Annotated in this window: 17 protein-coding genes; 7 read left to right on the forward strand and 10 right to left on the reverse strand. The window is 73.5% G+C overall.

Annotated elements, in window-relative coordinates; genetic code table 11:
• Positions 1 to 233 precede the first annotated feature (233 nt).
• Positions 234 to 2,123, reverse strand: a complete 1,890-nt coding sequence (locus ElP_RS32925; protein WP_145277558.1) for a hypothetical protein — start codon at positions 2,121 to 2,123, stop codon at positions 234 to 236.
• Positions 2,124 to 2,235: 112 nt separating this feature from the next.
• A complete protein-coding gene (locus ElP_RS32930; protein WP_145277560.1) occupies positions 2,236 to 3,147 on the reverse strand; it encodes an alpha/beta fold hydrolase in 912 nt (303 codons plus the stop codon).
• Between the two features lie 278 nt (positions 3,148 to 3,425).
• On the opposite strand from ElP_RS32930, the gene amrA reads away from it, so the two are divergent.
• The 3 genes from amrA to ElP_RS32945 all read left to right on the forward strand — a co-directional run bounded on the left by amrA (position 3,426) and on the right by ElP_RS32945 (position 4,831).
• On the forward strand, positions 3,426 to 4,022 hold the full coding sequence (gene amrA, locus ElP_RS32935; protein ID WP_197446554.1) for an AmmeMemoRadiSam system protein A: 597 nt from the start codon (positions 3,426 to 3,428) through the stop codon (positions 4,020 to 4,022).
• Between the two features lie 236 nt (positions 4,023 to 4,258).
• Positions 4,259 to 4,441 carry a hypothetical protein gene (locus ElP_RS32940; RefSeq protein ID WP_145277564.1) on the forward strand — a complete coding sequence of 61 codons (183 nt, stop codon included), beginning with the start codon at positions 4,259 to 4,261 and terminating at the stop codon, positions 4,439 to 4,441.
• Positions 4,442 to 4,495: 54 nt separating this feature from the next.
• The gene (locus ElP_RS32945; RefSeq protein WP_145277567.1) at positions 4,496 to 4,831 is read left to right on the forward strand and encodes a hypothetical protein; all 336 of its coding nucleotides are present in this window, start codon (positions 4,496 to 4,498) and stop codon (positions 4,829 to 4,831) included.
• A 240-nt stretch (positions 4,832 to 5,071) separates the two neighbouring features.
• Here ElP_RS32945 and ElP_RS32950 read toward each other — a convergent pair whose 3' ends face one another.
• From ElP_RS32950 to ElP_RS32960, 3 genes are all read right to left on the reverse strand, one after another.
• On the reverse strand, positions 5,072 to 5,848 hold the full coding sequence (locus ElP_RS32950; protein ID WP_145277568.1) for a hypothetical protein: 777 nt from the start codon (positions 5,846 to 5,848) through the stop codon (positions 5,072 to 5,074).
• Positions 5,849 to 5,905: 57 nt separating this feature from the next.
• Positions 5,906 to 6,979, reverse strand: coding sequence for a S1C family serine protease (locus tag ElP_RS32955; protein WP_145277570.1), 1,074 nt, complete (start codon positions 6,977 to 6,979; stop codon positions 5,906 to 5,908).
• Positions 6,980 to 7,154: 175 nt separating this feature from the next.
• A complete protein-coding gene (locus tag ElP_RS32960) occupies positions 7,155 to 7,787 on the reverse strand; it encodes a hypothetical protein (protein WP_145277572.1) in 633 nt (210 codons plus the stop codon).
• Between the two features lie 526 nt (positions 7,788 to 8,313).
• On the opposite strand from ElP_RS32960, the gene ElP_RS32965 reads away from it, so the two are divergent.
• Entirely contained in the window at positions 8,314 to 9,009 is a 696-nt protein-coding gene (locus tag ElP_RS32965; protein WP_145277573.1) for a DUF6655 family protein, read from the forward strand.
• A 154-nt stretch (positions 9,010 to 9,163) separates the two neighbouring features.
• Here ElP_RS32965 and ElP_RS32970 read toward each other — a convergent pair whose 3' ends face one another.
• From ElP_RS32970 to ElP_RS32995, 5 genes are all read right to left on the reverse strand, one after another.
• Complete coding sequence (locus ElP_RS32970; protein WP_231749349.1) at positions 9,164 to 10,471, reverse strand: hypothetical protein; 1,308 nt, start codon at positions 10,469 to 10,471, stop codon at positions 9,164 to 9,166.
• 151 nt (positions 10,472 to 10,622) lie between these two features.
• Positions 10,623 to 11,249, reverse strand: a complete 627-nt coding sequence (locus ElP_RS38965; protein WP_197446555.1) for a hypothetical protein — start codon at positions 11,247 to 11,249, stop codon at positions 10,623 to 10,625.
• 398 nt (positions 11,250 to 11,647) lie between these two features.
• Complete coding sequence (locus tag ElP_RS32985) at positions 11,648 to 13,600, reverse strand: COG1361 family protein (RefSeq protein WP_145277579.1); 1,953 nt, start codon at positions 13,598 to 13,600, stop codon at positions 11,648 to 11,650.
• A 246-nt stretch (positions 13,601 to 13,846) separates the two neighbouring features.
• Positions 13,847 to 14,089, reverse strand: coding sequence for a hypothetical protein (locus tag ElP_RS32990; protein WP_145277581.1), 243 nt, complete (start codon positions 14,087 to 14,089; stop codon positions 13,847 to 13,849).
• 301 nt (positions 14,090 to 14,390) lie between these two features.
• Positions 14,391 to 16,721: an ICP22 family protein gene (locus tag ElP_RS32995; protein WP_145277583.1), complete on the reverse strand. Its 2,331-nt coding sequence runs from the start codon at positions 16,719 to 16,721 to the stop codon at positions 14,391 to 14,393.
• Between the two features lie 290 nt (positions 16,722 to 17,011).
• Between ElP_RS32995 and thiD the strand changes: the two genes are divergently transcribed.
• From thiD to ElP_RS33010, 3 genes are all read left to right on the forward strand, one after another.
• Complete coding sequence (gene thiD / locus ElP_RS33000; RefSeq protein WP_145277585.1) at positions 17,012 to 17,869, forward strand: bifunctional hydroxymethylpyrimidine kinase/phosphomethylpyrimidine kinase; 858 nt, start codon at positions 17,012 to 17,014, stop codon at positions 17,867 to 17,869.
• Between the two features lie 114 nt (positions 17,870 to 17,983).
• On the forward strand, positions 17,984 to 18,922 hold the full coding sequence (locus ElP_RS38970; RefSeq protein ID WP_197446556.1) for a hypothetical protein: 939 nt from the start codon (positions 17,984 to 17,986) through the stop codon (positions 18,920 to 18,922).
• Positions 18,923 to 19,013: 91 nt separating this feature from the next.
• The gene (locus ElP_RS33010) at positions 19,014 to 19,451 is read left to right on the forward strand and encodes a hypothetical protein (protein ID WP_145277587.1); all 438 of its coding nucleotides are present in this window, start codon (positions 19,014 to 19,016) and stop codon (positions 19,449 to 19,451) included.
• Positions 19,452 to 19,587 lie beyond the last annotated feature (136 nt).

Here is a 19,587-nt window from a genome sequence, read left to right on the forward strand (position 1 = left end):
CTGTGTCGGCCGGGGGCCGGGGAAATGGGGAGGTGGATCGGGAATGGGGGCGGCCGGATCTCCCATCGCGGCGACCCCGTCCCGAACATTTGTATACCATCGACACAAAGGGAAGGGAAGCTGAAATCGGGTGATCGCGGGGGTGCCGAGGGGGGATGCGAGCCGAGCCGGCCGCCGGACGGCGGGTCCGGCGGCCGGCTCGGGGGGTGGATCGGCGATGCCCCGTCGGGGGATCAGGGGATGAACAGCGGGCCGAGGGGCTGGAGGTTGGGGATCAGCTCGACGCCGCCCCGGGTGCCGCCCCGGATGACCGGGGAGATGATCCGGACGTTCTGCCGCTGGCCGAGGAAGACGTGGGCCACGGGGAAGCCGGCGACGAAGGAGTCTCGGGCCCGGCCGATCCCCAGCAGGTAGAGCGTGCCGAGGTCGTTGAGGACCAGGCCCCGGGCGTCGTTGGCGAGGAAGGCCTGGACGTCCCCCTGGATGTCGAACACGGCCTTACCGGCCAGCGAGGGGCGGAACGACTCGGAGAGGCCGGCCAGCCGGTTCGGGTAGTTCAGGAGGACGGTGCCGGCGAAGCCCAGGGTGTTGCGGTTGACGAGGTTGACCACGTTCCGGCCGTCGGCGACGCCGACGACCCGGGCGACGAGCTGGTCGATGCTGCCGAGGGCCTCGTCGGTGCCGGCGGGGGGGGCGTCGGGCAGGCCGGGGGCGCCGACGCGGTCCAGCTCGTCGAGGCGGGGGCCGGTGGTGTCCAGCTCCATGGCCCCGAGGATCTCGGTGTTGGGCTGGAACTCGTCGAAGAAGCCCCGGCCGAGCACGGCCAGCGGGTCGAAGCCGGGGGTGCCGGTGGCGCCGCCGAGGAAGTCGAACTCCCGGGTCGGCTCGAACGGGGTGGTGGTCGCCACGGCGACGCCGGAGGCGAGGCTGGCGGCGATGTTCACCCCCTGGGCAACGCCCGGGCCGTCGGCCTCGGCGTCGACCAGTACGGTGCGGGTGTCGGTGGTGCCGATGCCGTCAATCGAGTCGAAGCCGGCCAGGTTGTCGGTGGTGAAGGAGCCGACGAGCGCGCCGCCGGAGGCGTCGAAGACCCGGACGAGGCTCCCCTGGCCGAGCAGGACGACGGGGCGGCCGTTCAGGTCGGTGAGGGAGACGCCGGCGCCGTCGGCGACGCTGGGGGCGTCGATCGCCTGGAGCACGGCGCCGGAGATGGCGTCGAAGCGGACGAGCTGCCCGGCGGCCGGGTCGTAGCCGAAGAACTGGGGGTTGCCGATGTCGCCGTTGACGACCGGGTCGGCGAGGATCCGGTTGACCTGGATCCGGATGCCCGGCGGGGGCTCGTTCAACTGCTCTTCGGAGACCCCCTCGACCTGGAAGACGGGGAAGAAGTTGCCGTCGGTGAGCACCAGGGAGAGGCCGCCCTGCTGGTCTTCCTGGAGGGTCAGGTCCCTCCCGGCGTTGGCGGCCCGGGCGGCGGCGACCTCGGGCAACTCGCGGAGGAAGACCTCGGTGTTGCGGCCGACGTTGTTGAGCTGGAGCTTGCGGACGCCGCCGATGAAGTTGACCGTGCCGCCGTCGACGAGGTCGAAGACGCGGAGCCCGGCCAGGCCGACGGCGTTGGCGCCGGATCCGGCCTGGGCGTTGATCGGCACGTCGGCGTCCCGGGCGCTGCCGAGCGGGGCGAAGCCGGTGGCGTGGGAGATGATCTGGGAGCTGGGGCCGGTGCCGTCGTAGACGAGGTCGAGCGTGCCGTCGGGCCGGACGTTGGAGCCGGCGAGGGTACCGGGGCCGGTCAGGTTCACCGCCACCCGGACCCCCCGGGGGGTGGTGTATCGGAGGTTCTTGACCGGAGGCGGCGTCGGCGGGGCGTTCTGGGCCGCCTGGGCCTGCAGGACCCGGACGCCCGGCCCCTCGGCGTCGGTGGCGCCGGACCCGGCGTCGGCGGCGCCGGACTGGGCCTCGACGCCGGCCGGTGCCGTCGGCAGCAGCTCGGCGGCGGCCGGGTCGATCGATCCGGTCGGGGTGCCGACCTCGAAGGCGAGGGCGCCGTCGAGCAGTCGGCGTCCCTCCAGCGGTTCCAGGCCCAGGCGGGCCTTCCTCGTCCTGGTCGCGCCCCGCGCCATGATCCACGCCCTCCTGAGCGTCGCCCCCGCCCCGGTCGACGCGGGGGTGCGCCGACGGGGCGGTCGATCCGTCCGTCACACGGCTTATGATCGGCACTCCCGGGACGCGACATCACTCCGAGCCGGGTCGGGCGGCCCCGGCGTCGAGGAAGGCCTCGATCCGGAGGGCGAGGGCGAGCAGGGCGTCGGGGTCGGGGATGTGCCCCTGCCCGGGGAGGGACTCGAAGACCCGGAGCCCGGGCAGGAGGCGACGGGCGTTGTCGATCAGGAGGTGGGCGTCGAAGAAGACGTCGTGCACGCCGCAGCAGACGAAGGCCGGGGCCGGGAGGTGGTCGAGGGTCCCGGGTTTGTGGGGGGGGAGCCAGGCGAGGGTGGGGTCGGGGCGGACGTGCCGGAAGGCCAGGCCGAGCAGCCGGGCGATGTGGGGGTCGGCCTCCAGGCCCGGCCCGTAGAGCGGCCGGACGGCGGCCCGGAGGCTCCGGCCCGACCCGACGGCGAAGTGCCGGAGCATCGCCCCGGCCATGACGAGCTGCCCCCGGAGCCGCAGCCAGGTCAGCCCGCCGCCGCCGATCAGGGCGAGCCGGGCGATCCGTCCCGGATTGTAGGAGGCGAGCTTGAGGATGATCCAGCCGCCGAAGGAGAACCCGGCGAGGTCGACCGGCCCGTCGAGGCCGAGGCCGTCGAGCACGTCGGCGAGCCAGTCGGCGTAGGCCGGGCCGGAGCGCCGGGGCCTGACCTCGGCGCTGAGGCCGGGGTCGCCGATGGTGTCGATCGCCAGGACCCTCCTGCGGCCGGCGAGCGGGGCGACGAGCCCGACCATCGCCGCCGCGTTCAAATCCAGGCCGTGCAGGACGACCAGGGGGGGGCCGTCGACGGGCCCGGCGCGGAGGACGTGGGTGGGGCCGAACCGGGTGTCGACGAAGGTCGACTCCACCGGCACGGGGAAGTCCGCCAGGCGGTCCTCGTACCAGGATCGGACGGCCCGTCGGCCGGCCTCGGACCAGTAGATCGACGGTCGGGGCATGGGGGCGGCCTGGCTCCGGGGGTGCGGGACTCGGCGGGGCCGCGGGCCACGATCCGCCAGGGCCGCCCGGAAGTCAAGGCGCCGGGGCCGGCGCCGGGGCCGGCGCCGGCCGGCGAGTCGGCCCGGTTCGGCATCGGGCCTGCACCGTGGGGGACCGGGACGTAGGATCGACCGGCCGGGGAGGCTCGGCCCGGCCCGTCGACCCCGGATCCCCGCCGACGCCGAGTCCCGACCCCGACCCCGACCCCGCCATGCCCGACTTTCCCCGACATGACGACGTGAACACGACGAATCCCCCCGATCTTCCGCTGTCGGCCGATCGGCGGGAGCGGCTGCTCCGCCTGGCCCGCCTCGCCGTCTCTTCGGCGGTGGCCGACGGCGTCCCGGAGCCTCCCCCGCGAGACGACCCGGAGCTGCTCCGCAGGAGGGCCGCCTTCGTGACGCTCCGGAGCCGAGGCTCGGGGGAGTTGCGCGGCTGCAAGGGGGAGGCGACGGCGCGGAGGGCCCTGGTGGACTCGGTGATCTCCGGGGCGGTCGGCGCGGCCACCGACGACCCCCGCTTCCGGCCGGCCTCGGTCGACGAGGTGCCGGGGCTCCGGATCGAGATCAGCGCCCTGACCGAGCCCCGGCCGATCCTCCCGGATCGGATCGAGCTGGGCCGTCACGGGCTGATCCTCGCCCGGGGCGGCCGGCCGCTCGGGCTGCTGCTCCCCCAGGTGCCGGCACAGCACGGGATGGACGTCGCCGGCTTCCTGGAGGCCCTGGGCCGGAAGGCCCGGGTCCCCCGTGCCCGCTGGGCCGACGACCCCTCCCTCGTCCTGCTCGGCTTCGAGGCCGAGGTCTGGGCCGAGCCCGACCCGACGCCGGGAGGCTGAAGGCCGGAGGGCACGGGGCGATCTCGGAGGGCCGGCGACGCCCTCCGGCGCGATCGTCCCGGCTCCGGGGCCCCACGCCGCGCTCCATCCCGCCGCCGTCGCCCGTCGATCGCCCGTCGGGGCCGGCCGCGAGGTTGACGATCCGGGCCGATCGGCCCAGGATAGATCCCGGAAGTCGAGCGACCGATCGGCGGGCGGGGGCGGCGGGCCCTCGACCGACCGAAGGAGAAAGACCCATGACGAAGATCGCCCCATATGCCTGGGGCCTGGCCGCGCTGGTGGTCGCCGCCTCGGGGGCGGCGGCCACCTTGCACGCCCAGGGCCTCGATTCCGGGCCGAAGCTCGGGGAGCCCGTCAACGCCTTCGACGTCTACGACGTCACCGGGCCGAACAAGGGCAACGAGCTCTGTTATCGCTGACGCTACGGTGCCAGCCCGGTCGTCTGCATCTTCACGCGGACGACAAGCGGGCCCTTGACCGGTCTGGTCAAGGCCGTCGATGAGAAGATCGCCGAGAATCCCGAGTTGAAGGCCTTCGTCGTCCGCCTGACGGACACCGACGGCGAGGCCGAGGTCGTCAAGGCCCTGCGGGACCTGGCGGCCGAGCACGGCATCGAGCACGTGCCGTTGACGCTGATGGAGGACCCCGCCGGCCCTCCCAGCTACAAGATCGCCGAGGGCGCGGAAGTCACCGTCCTGCTCTGGCGTCAGATCGAGGTGGAGGCCAAGCACGCCTTCGCCCCCGGGCAGCTCGACGAGGAGGGCGTCAAGCGCGTCCTCGCCGACCTGCCGAAGATCCTGGACGAGTGACCGACCGATCGGGACGGAGGCCGCCCCCCGTCGTCCGGGGAGGCGGCGCGATCCGTCCCGATCCGCATCGCGTTTCGCCTCGATGATCCCCGAAACCCCGGGCCCGCGCTGAATTGCCCCCCGCCGCGTCGGTCGCTCGACTTCCACCGAGCCAACCGGACGGCCCCGACTCGCCCCCCGCCTTCGGCCGTCGACCACACCGATCGAGGGCCCGGGCGTGCCTCATCGACGCCCTTCGGCTCAATTCGAGTCCCGGATTCGCACCCCCGGGTGTCGCTTCCGAAAGGCGTCAACAGCGGGAGTCGAGACGTCGGTGCGATTGACGCTGAGGCGTCGGAGCTTCTCCAGTCGCCGGAGGTGGGCGAGCCCCTGGTCGCCGAGCTCGGTGTTCTCGACCGACAGGTCTTCCAGCCCGCTCATCCCGCCGATGTGGGCGAGCCCTGCGTCCGTGACCCTCGTCTTCTCGAGATCCAGCAGTCCCAGGCGGCCGGGGATCGGGAGCCGCATCACGCCGGCGTCGGAGACGTCGGTCCCGGCGAGGGTCAGGCCATGCAGCCGGGAGATCGCCCGCAGCGGCATGATCCGGGAATCCACGTCGATGGCCCTGTGATCGATCACCAGCCACCGCAGGCCAGTCATGCGGTCGAGCTGGGCCAGTCCCGCGTCGCTCAGTCCGCTCGGGTCGAGGATCAGCCGCTCGACCCAACCCAGGGCGGCAACCGTGCCCATGTCGGCATCGGTCGTTCGCGCCGGGAGAGTGACATGCGTCACGGTGTCGAAGTAGTGGGGGCCCAGGATACGGGCCAGCCACGCCGGCCCCCCGGGCGTGCCACCGGATCGCATCGTGCCGTCCCTGTATTGCCAGTCGTACAACACCTCTCCCCCGGCTCGTTCGATCGCCTTCACGGCATCCCGCTGCCGATCGGCCCGGTGGACGATCCACCCGAGGGTGCAGCCGAGGACCAGGATGAGGGCCATGCCCTTCCGGACCGAGAATCGCAGTCGACGCGGGGTCATGCGGACCTCGGATGTTCGGACGCCGACGAGTGCCGGCCAGATCCACCCAGGATCGTTTCACGCCGCCGGGCGAGCCTCCTCCGGCGTGAGCTGCACCACCAGGACCCGGGGGCGTCTCAGCACGCGGACCGGGACCCGGACGCCGACGCGGTCCTCGGTCAGGAGGCGGTGCAGGTCGTCGATGCCGGCGATCGGGTGGCCGTCGAAGCCGACGATCAGGTCCCCCTCGACCAGCCCGGCGCGTTCGGCGGGGCCGCCGGGCTCGATGGAGGAGATGAGCACGGCCCCGTCGTCGCCGGCCTTCGAGGCGGGGCGGCCGTCGAGCAGGCCGGCGGGCAGGGAGACGGCCTGCACGGCGGCGCCGATCCGGCTGCGACGGACCCGGCCGTCCCGGATCAGGCGGCCGGCGACGAACCGGGCGGTGTTGATGGCGATGGCGAAGCAGATGCCCTGCGCCGCCACGATCGTCGCCGTGTTCACGCCGATGACGGCCCCTCGTGAGTCGACCAGCGGGCCGCCGGAGTTGCCGGGGTTGAGCGCGGCGTCGGTCTGGAGCACGTCGTCGATCAGCCGGCCCGACTGCGCCCGGAGCGAACGCCCCAGGGCGCTGACCACCCCGGCGGTCACCGTCCCCTGGAAGCCGAACGGGTGGCCGACGGCGATGGCGAGCTGCCCGGGGCGGACGGCCTGCGAGTCGCCGAGTTCGGCCGGGACGAGCCCCTCGGCGTGGACCCGGACGATGGCGAGGTCGGTCTCCGGGTCGTCGCCGACGAGGTCGGCCGGCAGGGCCCGGCCGTCGGCCAGCGTGGCCTCGACGCGGTCGGCCTCGTGGATCACGTGGCTGTTGGTGAGGATGTAGCCGGTCGAGGTGATCAGGAAGCCGGAGCCGCTGCCCCCGCCTCCTCCCCGCTGCCGGGGCCGGCCGGGCTTCGGGTCGCGCCGGGCGTCGATGTGGACCACCGAGGGGGAGACGCGGTCGACGGCGGCGACCACGGCCCGGGAGTAGGCGTCGAGCAGCCCGAAGTCGGTCGACAAGGTCGGGGCCGTCGGGATCGAGGTCGACGGGGAAGGCGATTCGGCCGGGCCGTCGTCGGTCGGCAGGTCGGCGGGCAGGGCGAGGCGGAGACTCATGGGCGTTCCCTCCGGGGGGTTCGATCCCCCGGGAGAACTGTAGGCGCGGGCCTCGCCCCCGGGCAAGCCTCCCCGGGGCCCGGGGCGATCGGCGCGCGGCGACGGCCCCGGGGGCATGGCGTCGCACGCCCCCGGGGCCGTCGTCGGGATGGATCCGCTCACGCGGCGGGGCTGCTCAGCGGAGCGGCATCCCGAAGGTGCGGTTCAGGTTCATGCCACCGTACAGGGGGTTGTACCCGTACCCGCCGTTGTAGGCGTTGAAGGGGGAGGTGGTGTAGCTCTGCTGGATGATCGAGCCGCCCGGATAGCCCGAGCCGTAGCCGGGATAGCCCGCGTACCCGGCGCCGTAGCCCGCGGCCCCGGGGTAGGAGGCGCCGTAGCCGGGGATTCCGGCGCTGTAGCCGGAATAGCCGGAGCTGTAGATCGTGGTCCCGGCGTTGTAGCGGCGATAGGCGGGGCTGGTCAGGGCGGTCCCCGTGCCGATCGGGGTGATGGCGGTGTAACCCTGGGTGGCGTACCCGGCGTAGGGGGAGGCCACGGCGGCGGGTGCGGTGGCGGGTGCGGTGGCGGGGATGCCGACGACGACCTGGGGGCCGCCGTAGCCGAAGCCGTAGTTGTAGCCCCGGGTGGCCGCCCCGAGGCCCGTCCCGTAGCCGTAGCCGTAGTTGAGCCGGGGCTGGCCGACGCTCAACGCGGCCCCCCGGCCGGCGGCGGGGTTGCCGAGGTAGAGGTTGACCTGGGCCGAGGCGGCCGAGGCCGAGGCCAGCACGAGGGCGCCGGCGGCCGCGAGGGATGCGATGCGCGTCATGGGGTGGGTCCTTCGAGGTTCGATGCGGGGCATCGGGGTCGTCATCCTGGCTCGATCGGACGCGGCTCACTCGGGTCGGTCGGTCGGTCGGCCGGGCAGGGCCCGCGTCGGTCCCGTCTCGGGGGCGCGTCGGGCACTCGTGGATGTACTATACGCAATGTCCGTGCCGATCGTGACCTCCCGCGTCCCCCGCCCCAACGCCCCCCGGCCCGGGGGCAGAGCGGCGGCGGGGAGATCGTCGGGGGGGGGATGGCCCTCGCGTCGCCTCCTCGTCGCGGAAGGGCGAGGGGAGGAGATGGCGCCCGGCTTCCTCCCCGAGGCAGGAGACGGCCGCACCGCCTCCCGTTCCGGCACAACGCTCACGAGCCGCAATCGCCCCCGGGGGGATCGGCCCGGCCGGTTGGAGCCGGGGGGAGGGCCGGTCCGACGAGAAGGGTGGACGAGTCCGGGCCCGCCGGGGATTCGCCGCAGGATGCGGCGAGGAGGGGGGGCATCCCGGCCGGTACGTCGATCAGGAGGCCCGACGATGCCCTTCCGCCTCGCGAGGCAGCCCGCGCGATTCCCCCCGACGATCCTCGCGGCGATGCTGCTCGCGGCCGGGCTGGGCTCGGGATGCGGGTCGATCCGGATGAGCGACACGTCGAGGACGGCGACGGAGCAACTGTTGCTCACCCAGGCATGGGACACCGCCATCGGCGCCGTCGACTTCGGCCCGCTGGTCGGCCCGCCGGTCTTCCTGGACACGGAGAACCTCTCGGGCGTCGACACGGGCTGGATGACCTACCGGATCCGGGAGTCGATGGCCCGGCAGGGGGTCATCCTGGTGGACGACCGGGAGGAGGCGGTCTGCGTGGTCGAGGCCGGGGCCGCCGTCTACGGGACCGACTCCAGCTCCTGCCTGATCGGGATGCCGAGCAACGGCATCGTCGCCTCGGCGGCGGGGGCGAGGGGGCTCGAGCTGCCCGAGGTCGCCCTGGCCAAGAAGACCGAGCAGTACGGCGTCAGCCGGCTGGCGATGTTCGCCCGGGACCTGCCCTCCGGCAAGATCGTCTGGGAGTCGGGCACGGTCCAGGCCGACTCCTACCTGAAGAACGCCAGCATCCTCGGCCTGCCGATGCGATCCGGCACCATCGAGCACCCGGCCGACCGCCGCAAGAAGCACAAGATCGCCCGGATGCTGGGCTGGCTCCGGCCGCACCGACACGAAGGGCATGAACCCTGATGGATCGGGCCGCGTCGGGTTGCGGCCTCACGCCGAGCGGCCTCACGCGGGATTGCGTCGGGCCATGGTCCCTGCGCCGGGAGGCCGGGGTCGAGCGCCGCGTGCCCCGGTGGCGGGCTCCTCGTGACCGGCCCGCCTCCCGGGCAATCCGGGTTCAGTCGGCCGGGATCGGGGCCGGGGCCCGGTTGATCAACTCCAGCGCCGATTCGACGAGGATGGTCCCCGTCTTCTCGCCGAGGGAGACCCGGGAGACATAGTCGTAGCGGTTGAAGCTGTCGAAGTCGACCTCGGCGAGGATGTAGCCGAAGGCGTCGTTGGTGAGGCCGAACAGCAGGTTGTGCTCCCCCCGCATCTTCCGCTTCAGGTAGAAGCCGAGGTTGGGCATCGCCTCGCCGGGGATGGTGAGGATCTGGGCGTCGCCGAGGGTGACGAGGTTGACCCGGGTGGTCACGGAGCGGTCGTCGTTGCGGGGGTAGTCCAGCGGCGAATGCTCGACGACGGCCCAGAGGTCGTCGGAGTCGACCGGGAAGCGGACGGCCGCCGAGTCGCAGGCGAGGGCGGGGTCCTCCTGCGCCGGGGCGTCGTCGAGGATCCGGAGCGCCTCGTCGGCGAGGAGGTGGCCGATCCGGAGGCACTCCTCCCAGGTGGAGATCCCCTCCCAGTACCCCCGGAGGGGATCCCGGGGGCGGTCGAGGTCCCGGTTGTCGGCGGTGACCATGCCCCCCTGGGCGCCGTTCATGAACAGGGCGAGGCCGCCGGCCTCGGCCTCGAGCCGGTCGCAGAGGGGGCCGACGAGGTCGGGGCTCACGATCCCCTCATCGTTGCCGAGCACCTCGGGGTGGACGGCGTAGTTGACGAGCGTGGCGATCCCGTCGCCGTCGGGGCCGGTGGCCCGGATGACGCTCAGGCGGCGGTCGTAGAGGTCGGGGGCGTAGTAGTTGAAGGCGATCTTGCCCTGGGCCTCTCCGGTGGCGATCGTCAGCCGGGCGGGGGCGAGGCGGTCGATCGCCTCGTTGACCGCCTCGGCGGCGAGGTCGCAGACGGAGTCGAGGTAGTCGAGGTCGGCCGTGTGGCCCCCCCGGCCGTCGGGGAAGGCGTAGCAGTCCGGGGCGCTGTGGGTGTGGGTGGCGCCGATCAGGACGTTCTCGCCCGGGATGCGATCGACCTGCGCCCGGACGCGGTCCCCCAGCACCGAGGGGAAGCCGAGCAGGTCGACCGAGACGACGGCGACGGAGACGTCCGCCTTGCGGAAGACGACGGCCCGGGCCGTCAGGTCGCCGCGTTGCTCGGTCGCCGGGCGGGGGGGCCCCATGCCGCCGGAGACGGGCAGCAGCGGGTCGGGCGTGATGACCCGCATCGCGGCGCCGACTTCCAGGCCGGAGTCTTGTGCCCGGGCGGGCGACGACGCCGCCCCCAGGCCGATGCCGCAGGCCAGGGCGACGGACAGGGCTCGACGACTCATGGCGGGGAGACTCCGATCGCTCGCATGTTCGATCAGCCTCAACAGGCCGACCGCGCGATCGTAACGGCGGCGGCGGGCCGGGCCAATGGCCCGCCCGCCGCCGCCGAATCGTCCGGGAGTCGCCGCCCCGATGGTCCCGATCGGGGGCCGGTCAGGGAAAGCGCCTCCAGCTCCTCGGCTGGATGGTGTTCATGATCGACCCGCCCAGCGGCCCCATCGCGTTGACCGCCTGCCGGGGGGGGATCTGGGGCCCGGTGTAGAGCGGGCCGGTCGGATATCCCGAGACGAAGCCCCCGGGGTAGCCGTAGGGATAGCCGAAGCCGCCGTAGAAGCCGCCGACCGGCCCGACCGCACCCAGGCCCGGCACGATCGCCGTCCCGTTGACGACGTTCCCGGCCGGGCTGATGTTGTTGAATCCGCCCACCCCTCCGAGACCGCCAAAACCGCCGGCACCGCCAGGACCGCCGAGGCCACCGGCACCCCCGAACCCGCCGGCACCCCCGAAACCGCCCGCCCCGCCGCCGGAGACGGCGCCGGCGGTGAAGGTGAAGGGCTGGACGCCGACCAGGGAGTTGAACGAGGTGTCGATGCCGCCGAGCCGGACGTAGCGGCGATCGGCCGAGACGACGGGCGTGGCGTTGAGGAACACGCCGTCGCCGAACGGCTGGACGTTCGGCTGGAAGCCGATCGCCTGGCCCTCCGCCTCGGTCGTCGGCAGCAGCGTCAGCAGGGCGAGCAGCCCGGCCGGGGCGGTGAGTTTCGAGATGGTCTTCCACATGGTGCGGCCTCCTGTCGTCTCGGTCGGTCGGTCGCCCGGCCGGTTTCCCCCGGCCGCTCCGATCCGCCGGGGCCCGCCCGGGGCGGTCCCCCGGCCCGGACGCAATCATCATACCGGGATTTGATTGCGGGACGCGACGGGGAATCGTCGCGTCACGAATGATGGCGGATGCCCGGCGGGCAAGCCGGGCCGCGTCGCCGCCCGGCCTCCCCCCGGGACCCCGAGTCTCGAATCCCCCGCCATCCGACATCCACGATCAGAATAGGTCGGATTCGGCCCCGGTCGCCCGACACGGGATCGGGACTCGATCGGCCTCCCGCCGCGCACCGAAAACGGCCGGGGCCCGCGAGGGGCCCCGGCCGGGGGAGGATCAGGGGATCCGGGTGCGGCAAGGATGATCAGTTGTCGCCCTTCTTGGTGTCGCCGCTTCCCTGGTTGTTATTGCCCTGATTCTGGTTATTGCCCTGGCCCTGGTTGTTGTTGCCCTGGCCCTGGTTGTTGTTCTGTCCCTGCCCCTGGTCGTTGGAGGAGCGGGTGGTGGTCGCGCCCTCGCCGCCGATCAGGACGGTGGGCTCGGCCTCCCGGGCCGGGACCTGGAGGAAGTCGCTGGTCAGCTCGGCGTTGGTGCTGATCTGCCCGGCCCGGTTGGCCTTGGCGATGATCTCATAGCGCGCCTCCTCGCCCGGGGCGAGGGTCTCGATCGGCTGGAAGGTGACCGCCTGGCCGTCGTTCTGGGCCTGGGTCTTGCCGTCGGCGCTGACGTACTCGAGCGAGTCCGGCAGGGTGACGGTCAGCTGGACGTTGTTGTCCGCGCCCGAACCCTGGTTGATGACGGTGAGCACGTAGTCGACGTTCTCGCCCACGGTGACCTGGTCGTAGCGGTCGACCAGCTCCAGCAGCAGGGCCGGGAGCGTGACGAGTTCGACGTCGAGGTTGGCCGAGGCGGAGGCGTACTTGCGGACCTCCTCGTCGGCGCACATCTCGGCGTCGGCACACCGCGAGGTGACCTCGGCGACGTGGCGGAAGCGGTAGGACTCCGAGCCCTCGCTCTGCTGTCCCTGCTGCGCCTGCTCGCCCTGGGGCTGCCGGGCCTCGGCACCCTGGGGGACGCGGTTGAGGTTGACGGTGAAGCTGACGGCGGTCTCCTGGCCCGGCTCCAGCGTACCGATGGCCCAGGTCAGGGTGCGGTCGTCGGCCTGCTTGGGGTCGACGGAGTTGAGGCTGGTCCGGCTGGTGCGGATCAGCCGGGTCCGCTCGTCGACGTCGACCTCCAGCACGGTGTCGAGCGCCGGGCCGTCGCCGTCGTTGCGGACGGTGACCCGGTAGGTGGCCGGCTGGTTGAGGTACTGGGCGTCGGGGCCCTCCAGCTCGGTCGAGAGCCGGGCGGCGACGACCTGGGTGGTCGGGCTGTTGGACTGGGCCCGCAGCTCGCCGCTCTGGGCGACGGCCCGGCTGGTGAACCGGCCGGTGCGGAGGGCGCACAGCTCGACGTCGAATTCCTCGGTCTCGCCGGCGGGCAGGTTGCCGATCTCGCGGCGGATGGCCGCCTCGCCGCCCTCGACCTGGAGGCCGTCGGGCAGGTCATCGGAGACGACGACGTTCTGCACGTCGGCGGTGCCGGTGTTCGTCACCGTGTAGCGGAACCGCAGCGGCTGGCAGATGTCGGCCCGCTCGGGCACGGCCTTGGTGACCTGGATCTCCGGCTTGGTGATCCGGGTGACCAGGCAGACCGTCGGGGTGTAGGCGACGCGGAAGCAGACGCCCGCGTTCCCCTCCTGCTCGGCCACGGCCCGGATGCGGACCGTCTTGCCCTGGCCCGGGGTCAGCTCGCCGATCTGGATCCCCTCGCCCTGGCCCTGCTGGCCCTGGCCCTGCTGGCCCTGCTGGCCCTGATGTCCCTCGTGCCCCTGACCCTGCTGGGCCTGCTGGGCCTGCTGGCCCTGAGGACGCTCCTCGACGGGCACGTTGGCGTTGTCGCCGCCCTGCCGCTGGGCCTGCTGGCCCTGGTTCTGGGCTTGCTGGCCCTGGCCCTGGTTCTGGGCTTGCTGGCCCTGCTGGCCGACCTGGGAGCCCTCGACCGAGACGTACTCGGACCCGTCGTGACGAATGCGGATATCTTCGAGCGTGACGTTCTCGGTGATGTTCCGGACCGTCAGATTGTACTCGAATTGCTGTCCGACGCGGACCTCGGGCGGCGCCTCGGCGCGGATCATCAGCAGGCTGGACGACTCCTCGCCGGTCGGGAAGTAAAGGTCGACGTTCGACGACTGGGCCGTCGAGGGGGAGGCGGCGACCAGGGACGCGGCCACGGCCGCAAGGCAGGAAAAGGCGTGTCGTTTCAGGATGTGCATCAATTCAGCTCCTTCGGGTTGTTCGGACTCGAGAGACGCGTCCGGCGTTCGCCTCGGTGGGTCTCCCCGCCGGAACGGGTCCGGCCCGGGGCGTGCCCCCCCCTCTCGGCCGGAAGCCGACGGCGGGGGGGCGGGATCGCCCGGCCGGGGGGGCCGATGGGGCCGGCCGGCCGGGCATGATTCGTGGGGGGGGGTGGCCGGGTCGCTCGATGATGCGGGGCGACCCGGACCCGGACCCGGTCCGGCTCAGGAGCCGGCCCCGGGTTCCTCGGGGGCCTCGGACACCGGGATCTCGGCGTCACCCCCGGCCTCGGCGGGGCCGGGGCCGGGCGCCGGGATCTCGGTCTGGCCCGGCTCGGCCGTCGGCATGCCGGCGCCCCCGAGGTCGCCATCCTGCTCGCCCTCGCCGCCGCAACCGGCGACGGCACCGAACAGGATCAGGATCAGGCCCAGGCTCGGCCCGGCCATGGCTCGGAACAATCGTGACATCGTCTCGTGATGCTCCTTCTCAGGCCGTTTCCCGGACCAGGGCCCGGCCGCATCGGCCCGGGAAACGGCCGGGCGTCCGGTCGGCTGTCCGCAGCCGATGGTTCATGAACCGGTGCGAACTTGATGCCGATTCGGCGAATCGGATCGATTCTCTTCGACTTCTCCCCCGGATCGGGCCGCCGGGGGCGACCTCGCGGGGCCTCGCCGATCGGGGCCGCGAGGCCCCTGGTCTCCTGCCGACCAGGATGGCCAAGCCGGGCACACGGCCGGGCCCCGGCCCGCGTCACGATTCAACTCGTGTTCAATCGAGCTGGGGCTCGCCCGGTTCGTCGCCCACGGGGATTCTCGGCTCGCCGGGCGGCTCGTCGCCCGAGCCCGGCTGCTCGCCGGGGCGAGGCTGGTTGCTCCGGTCGCCTCCCCCAGGGGAGGGGCCCTGTTCCCCCCCGGCGGCGGGCGGCTCGGCGGCGCCGGTCGGCGCGGGCTCGTCCTCGACCTGGACCTCACCCCCCGTCGCCGGCTCGCCACCGACGGGGGGGACGGTCTGCGTGACGGCGTCGAACGCCGGGTCGTCGCCGGCGGGGCGGTCGCCCCGCCCGACGCCCTCCGGCCGCTCGGCGACGGGGATCCGCGCCGCACCGGCCGGGGCCGGCCCGGCTCCCTCGGGCGGGGGGGCAGGCACCGACGGCCCGGGCCCGACGCCCCCTCCCGCCCCGTCAGGCCCGGCCTGGGGGGAGAGGGGGGCGACCTCGACGCGACGGACTCGGCCGTCGTCGCCGGACAGCTCCGTGGCCCCCAGCACGCCGCCGACGATGGCCGCGGCCCCCGAGACGGCCGCCGTGCCGAAGGCCCACCAGGCGGCGTCGGCGGCGACCTTGCGGATCTCCTCGGCTTGCTCCAGCGCCTCCCGGCGGACGCGCTTCAGCTCGCGTCGGGCCTTCGACTTCAGCTTGTCGGCCTGGGACAACGCCTCGTCCCGGACCGATTCGAGCCGAGAGAGCAGGGCCTCGGCGTCGTCCTCGTCCAGGTCGGACCGACTGGAGGCGATGACGGCCCGCAGGGCGTCCCGGTCCATCGCCTGCCAGCGTGCCTTGAGCGCCTCGGCCCCGGCCTGGGGGTCGTGGAACAGCAGGGCGACGTCGTCCTTGATGCCGTCGTAGTCCAGCTCGGGCTGGCCGAGCGAATCGAAGTAGGAGCGCAGTTTCCGCTCGGCCCGGCGACGGACGGCCTCGGCCCCGCCCTCGGCCCGGGAGAGTCGGGTGTCCAGCTCGTCCCGGCCGGTGTCGGCCAGCCCGGTGATGGAGGAGACGACGCCCTGGACCGCGTCGAGGATCCGGTCGGCCTGCTCCGGGCTGACGTCGGATCGGGCCTCCAGCAGCGATCGGACGGTCTCCCGGTCCATCATGGCGACCCGGGACCGCAGCGCGGCGGCGCCGGCCCGGGGCTCGGTGAACAGGCGGGTCAGGTCGCGCTTGATCCCCTCGGGATCCAACTCGGGCAGGTCGGTGCGGCCGAGGTATTGCTCCAGCCGACGCCGGCCGGCCTCGGCGGAGCGCCTGGACTTGCCCGAGAGGCGCTGTGCGGCGTCGATGGCCGACTCGGCGGGGCCCTTGTCCGGGTCGGACGCCTCGGCCCGGGCCACGTCGAAGGCCTCGGAGAGGCCCCGGCGGACCGACTCCACGGCCTCGGGCCCGAGGGCTCCCCGGCTCCGGAGGTCGGCCACGACCCCCTCGACGTCGATGACCGGCCCGTCGCCGCCGGCGGAGACGGCGTGCAGTTCCAGGTCGTCCAGCAGGCCGGCGACCTGGCGTCGGACGGCGCCCGGGTCCAGGGGGCGGGGCTTCAGCTCCCGGAGGTAGTCGCGCAGGTCCCGCTTCAGGCGCTGGGCGTCGCCGTCCCGCTGGAGGACGTCGGCCACGGCCTTGGTCATCCCCTCGGCCATGTCGCTCGCCTGCTGCTTGGCCGAGGGCTCGAAGAGCGACGTGGTCGCCGAGGCCACCGACTTGAACCCGGCCATCGCCGTGCGGATCAGCGAGCCGACGGCCGAGGTGATCGCCATGCCCTCCATCGTGGTGAGCAGCGTGTAGAAGAGGCCCCAGGTGGTCAGGCCGATCAGGGCGCCGAGCAGGGCGTTGACGGGACCCTGCACGTCGTCGTCCAGCGCCGCCTGGCGCCGGATCAGCCCCAGCTCCCCGGCCAGCCAGCAGGCGGCGAACAGGGAGATCGCCGTGGTGATCGCCGCCCAGAGGCCGAAGGCCCCGGTGATCTCCCTGGCCTCCTCGCCGACCTCCTCGGCCGACGGCAGCACCGAGGCGTTCCCCCGCCGTTTGCGGCCGCCGGACTTGCCGCCGTCCTCCTCGTCGAGCGGGCCGAGCATCGAGATGCCGGCGGCCACCGACAGGCTGGTCAGCAGCAGCTGGAAGGCCACCGCCAGGATCAGCCCCACGAGGATCGCCACGACGATGTAGGAGGCGTCCGGCAGGTAGGGGACCACCGGGAACGCCGAGCCTCCCGATGCCGAGGCGGCCGCTCCGCCCTCGGGGGGGACGACTTCATCCCTCCCCGGCGAGCAGCCCGGAAGGGCCATCATCGCCGAGGCGGCCAGCAGGGTGAATGACAGGACGATCGTGCGCATGGTGGGGCGGCTCCTCGGGGCGACTCGGCGCCGGATGGGTTCGAATCGGGGCGTGACGGATCGACGAGGGAACCGGCCCGCCCGCCCGGTCGGTCGGTCGGGCCTCGGGCCGGTCGCCTCGATCGCGGCGGCCCCCGATCCGTCGTCAAACACGCAGATCGACACGAGCGAATGACATGCCGACGAGCCCGGGTCGGGCGTTGGCAATCGCCGGCGCGCGGGGCTAGAATCCGGCGGGAGGGGCCGATCAGGCCCCCCTCGGATCGGCCGAGAGTCGGAAGGGACCGGAGATGCCCGAGCAGACCGTCTGCCTGTCGATCGCCGGCAGCGACCCCAGCGGGGGGGCCGGCATCCAGGCCGACTTGAAGACGTTCGCGGCCCTGGGGGTGTACGGCGCCGCCGCGATCACGGCGATGACGGCCCAGAACACGACCGGGGTGCAGGGAGTCCGGCTCGTCGACCCGGCCTTCGTGGCCCAGCAGGTCGAATCGGTCTTCGACGACCTGCCGGTGTCGGGCGTGAAGACGGGGATGCTCGGCACCTCGGCGATCATCGCGGCGGTGGCCGAGGCGATCGAGGCGCAGCTCGGCCGGACGCCGGGGCTCCGCGTGGTGGTCGACCCGGTGATGGTCGCCCGCAGCGGCGATCCCCTGCTCGACCCCAAGGCCGTGCTCGTGCTCCGCGACCGCCTCCTGCCGCTGGCCCACGTCGTGACGCCCAACCGGCACGAGGCGAGCCTGCTGACCGGCCTCGGGCCGATCGAGTCGGCCGACGACCTTCGGAGGACGGCCCTGGCGCTGTTCGAGCTGGTCGGCCGCCGGCCGGTGCTGGTGAAGGGGGGCCAGGCGATCGACGGGGCGCTGGACCTGCTGGTCGACGGCCACGGCTCCGAGTACCCAATGGCGATCGCCGGGGCCCCGATCGTCACCCGGTCGACCCACGGCTCCGGCTGCACGCTCTCGGCGGCCATCGCCGCCCTGCTGGGCAAGGGGCACTCGCTGCGGGAGGCCTGCTCGGGCGCGAAGCAATACGTCTACGGGGCGATCGAGCACGCCCCCGGGCTCGGCCGGGGGCACGGCCCGCTCGACCACCTCTGGCTGCGCCGGATCGACGAGCGGACGAGGGTCCGGGGCGGCGGCCTCGGCTGATCGGCGGGGGCGTCTCCCCACTGGTCGGCCCGGTCGCTCGTCGCTAAACTCGGCGCGTCGCCGCTTGCAATCGCGGAGCAATCGGAACGTATGTCCAGACGGAAGGAGACAGACGTGCGTCGTTCCCTGACGGTCCTGTTGTCGCTGGGCCTGGTGCTCGGCCTCGGCGCGATCCGCTCGCTGGTCGCGCAGGATGAGGAGCCGGCCCCGGCCGTGTCGGCACCGGAGGCCCCCCAGGAGGGCCAGGACGAGACCAAGGCCGAGGCCCCGGCCTCGGAGGCCCCCGCCCCCGCATCCTCGTCGAGCACCGACGAGCTGCCGCCGGAGGTCCAGCAGAAGCGGGAGGCGGCGCTGAAGGCCGTCGCCGAGCTGATCGTGGCCGCCGAGGAGGCCGGGCTGGTGCAGACCAACGTCGAGCCGCCGCCGATCCTCGACGTGCTGGTCCTGGGCAAGTCGACCGACAAGACCGACCTGGAAGCCGCCTCGGGCAACGCCGAGACGCAGGTCGGGCTGGTCAACCCCGAGGCCTTCGCCGCCTATTTCACCGGCTACGCCGAGCCCCCCGAGGGCCTGACCGCCCAGGCCAACGTCCGGATCCGACAGCCGAGCGAGGGGCTCAAGGAGTTCTTCGACAAGCGGGCCGACGCCCTCCGCCCCTACCTGGAGGCCGCCCGCTCCGCCTCCTCGGCCTCCCCCGAGGCCGCCCCCGCCGACGAGCCGAAGGCCGAGGAGCCCGCCCCGGCCCCCGCCGACGAGCCCGCCCCGGCCCCCGCCGACGAGCCCGCGGAGGAGACGAAGAAGGACGAGGCCCCCGCCGACGAGCCCAAGGCCGAGGAGCCGAAGGACGAGCCCGCCCCCGCCGAGGAGCCCGAGGTCCCCGTCTCCCCTGAGCCCGCCCCCGCCGAGCCGAAGGAGGAGCCCAAGGACGAACCGAACGCGGAGGAGCCCAAGGCCGAGGAACCCAAGGCTGAAGAGCCGAAGGAGGAGCCCAAGGCCGAGGAGCCGAACGAGGAGCCTTCGACCGAGGAACCCGAGGCCGACGAGCCGAACTGATCGCGAGGGGCGGGCGGGAGCCAGGGCCGGACGCCCGCCCCCTGCCATCGGCCGAGTCGCCCCCCGAACCGTCTGGCTTGGAGGGCGGAGGATGGCGTACTGGTTCGCGGGCTTCTTCGCGAAGCCGGCCGTCGACGCCCCGGGGGAACTGCCCGAGGATGCCGCCTGGCGGGTCGTCGAGTCGCCGTTCTCGGGGGTCGGGCTCCGGATGCCCGACCTCCTCGACGCCCGTCCCGAGGTCGTCCGGGTCCTGGAACTGGCCCGGGGCCTCGGGATTGACCGGGCCGAGGACTGGATCTTCCTCGTCTACACCTGCTTCGGCGGGCGGGTCGACTCCGTGTTCGGCCTCGGCCGTCGGGGCTCCAGGGACTTCGGCCCGATCGAGGAGGACGACGAACTCGGCAAGAATCCGGCCGAGGAGCGCCCGACTTCGAGGGCCTCTCTGGACCTGATGGCCGCGTTCGGGGTCGCCGAGGAGGACGCCCGGGACTTCGCCCCGTTCCGCCGCGGGTACTGGGGCGAAGTTTGACGGTCGATCCCCTCGTTCCCGAGGCCTCGAAGACGTCGACCCTCCCCAATTCGCCCCGTCGATCGCACCGTCGCCTTGGCAGGCCCGCGGCGGGCTGTTAAGCTGCCGGGCTCTCGGGGGCTCGGGAGCGGGCGGG

This window comes from Tautonia plasticadhaerens, assembly GCF_007752535.1.
In the GTDB taxonomy this organism is placed as follows: Bacteria; Planctomycetota; Planctomycetia; order Isosphaerales; family Isosphaeraceae; genus Tautonia; species Tautonia plasticadhaerens.

Excerpts from the sequence above, each read along its gene's own strand:
- ElP_RS32930 (WP_145277560.1), bottom strand. The coding sequence starts at position 3,147 with ATGCCCCGACCGTCGATCTACTGGTCCGAGGCCGGCCGACGGGCCGTC.
- ElP_RS32925 (WP_145277558.1), bottom strand. The coding sequence starts at position 2,123 with ATGGCGCGGGGCGCGACCAGGACGAGGAAGGCCCGCCTGGGCCTGGAA.
- thiD (WP_145277585.1), top strand. The coding sequence starts at position 17,012 with ATGCCCGAGCAGACCGTCTGCCTGTCGATCGCCGGCAGCGACCCCAGC.
- ElP_RS32950 (WP_145277568.1), bottom strand. The coding sequence starts at position 5,848 with ATGACCCCGCGTCGACTGCGATTCTCGGTCCGGAAGGGCATGGCCCTC.
- ElP_RS32995 (WP_145277583.1), bottom strand. The coding sequence starts at position 16,721 with ATGCGCACGATCGTCCTGTCATTCACCCTGCTGGCCGCCTCGGCGATG.
- ElP_RS32960 (WP_145277572.1), bottom strand. The coding sequence starts at position 7,787 with ATGACGCGCATCGCATCCCTCGCGGCCGCCGGCGCCCTCGTGCTGGCC.
- ElP_RS32940 (WP_145277564.1), top strand. The coding sequence starts at position 4,259 with ATGACGAAGATCGCCCCATATGCCTGGGGCCTGGCCGCGCTGGTGGTC.
- ElP_RS32970 (WP_231749349.1), bottom strand. The coding sequence starts at position 10,471 with ATGAGTCGTCGAGCCCTGTCCGTCGCCCTGGCCTGCGGCATCGGCCTG.
- ElP_RS38965 (WP_197446555.1), bottom strand. The coding sequence starts at position 11,249 with ATGTGGAAGACCATCTCGAAACTCACCGCCCCGGCCGGGCTGCTCGCC.
- ElP_RS32955 (WP_145277570.1), bottom strand. The coding sequence starts at position 6,979 with ATGAGTCTCCGCCTCGCCCTGCCCGCCGACCTGCCGACCGACGACGGC.
- ElP_RS33010 (WP_145277587.1), top strand. The coding sequence starts at position 19,014 with ATGGCGTACTGGTTCGCGGGCTTCTTCGCGAAGCCGGCCGTCGACGCC.
- ElP_RS32965 (WP_145277573.1), top strand. The coding sequence starts at position 8,314 with ATGCCCTTCCGCCTCGCGAGGCAGCCCGCGCGATTCCCCCCGACGATC.
- ElP_RS32990 (WP_145277581.1), bottom strand. The coding sequence starts at position 14,089 with ATGTCACGATTGTTCCGAGCCATGGCCGGGCCGAGCCTGGGCCTGATC.
- ElP_RS32985 (WP_145277579.1), bottom strand. The coding sequence starts at position 13,600 with ATGCACATCCTGAAACGACACGCCTTTTCCTGCCTTGCGGCCGTGGCC.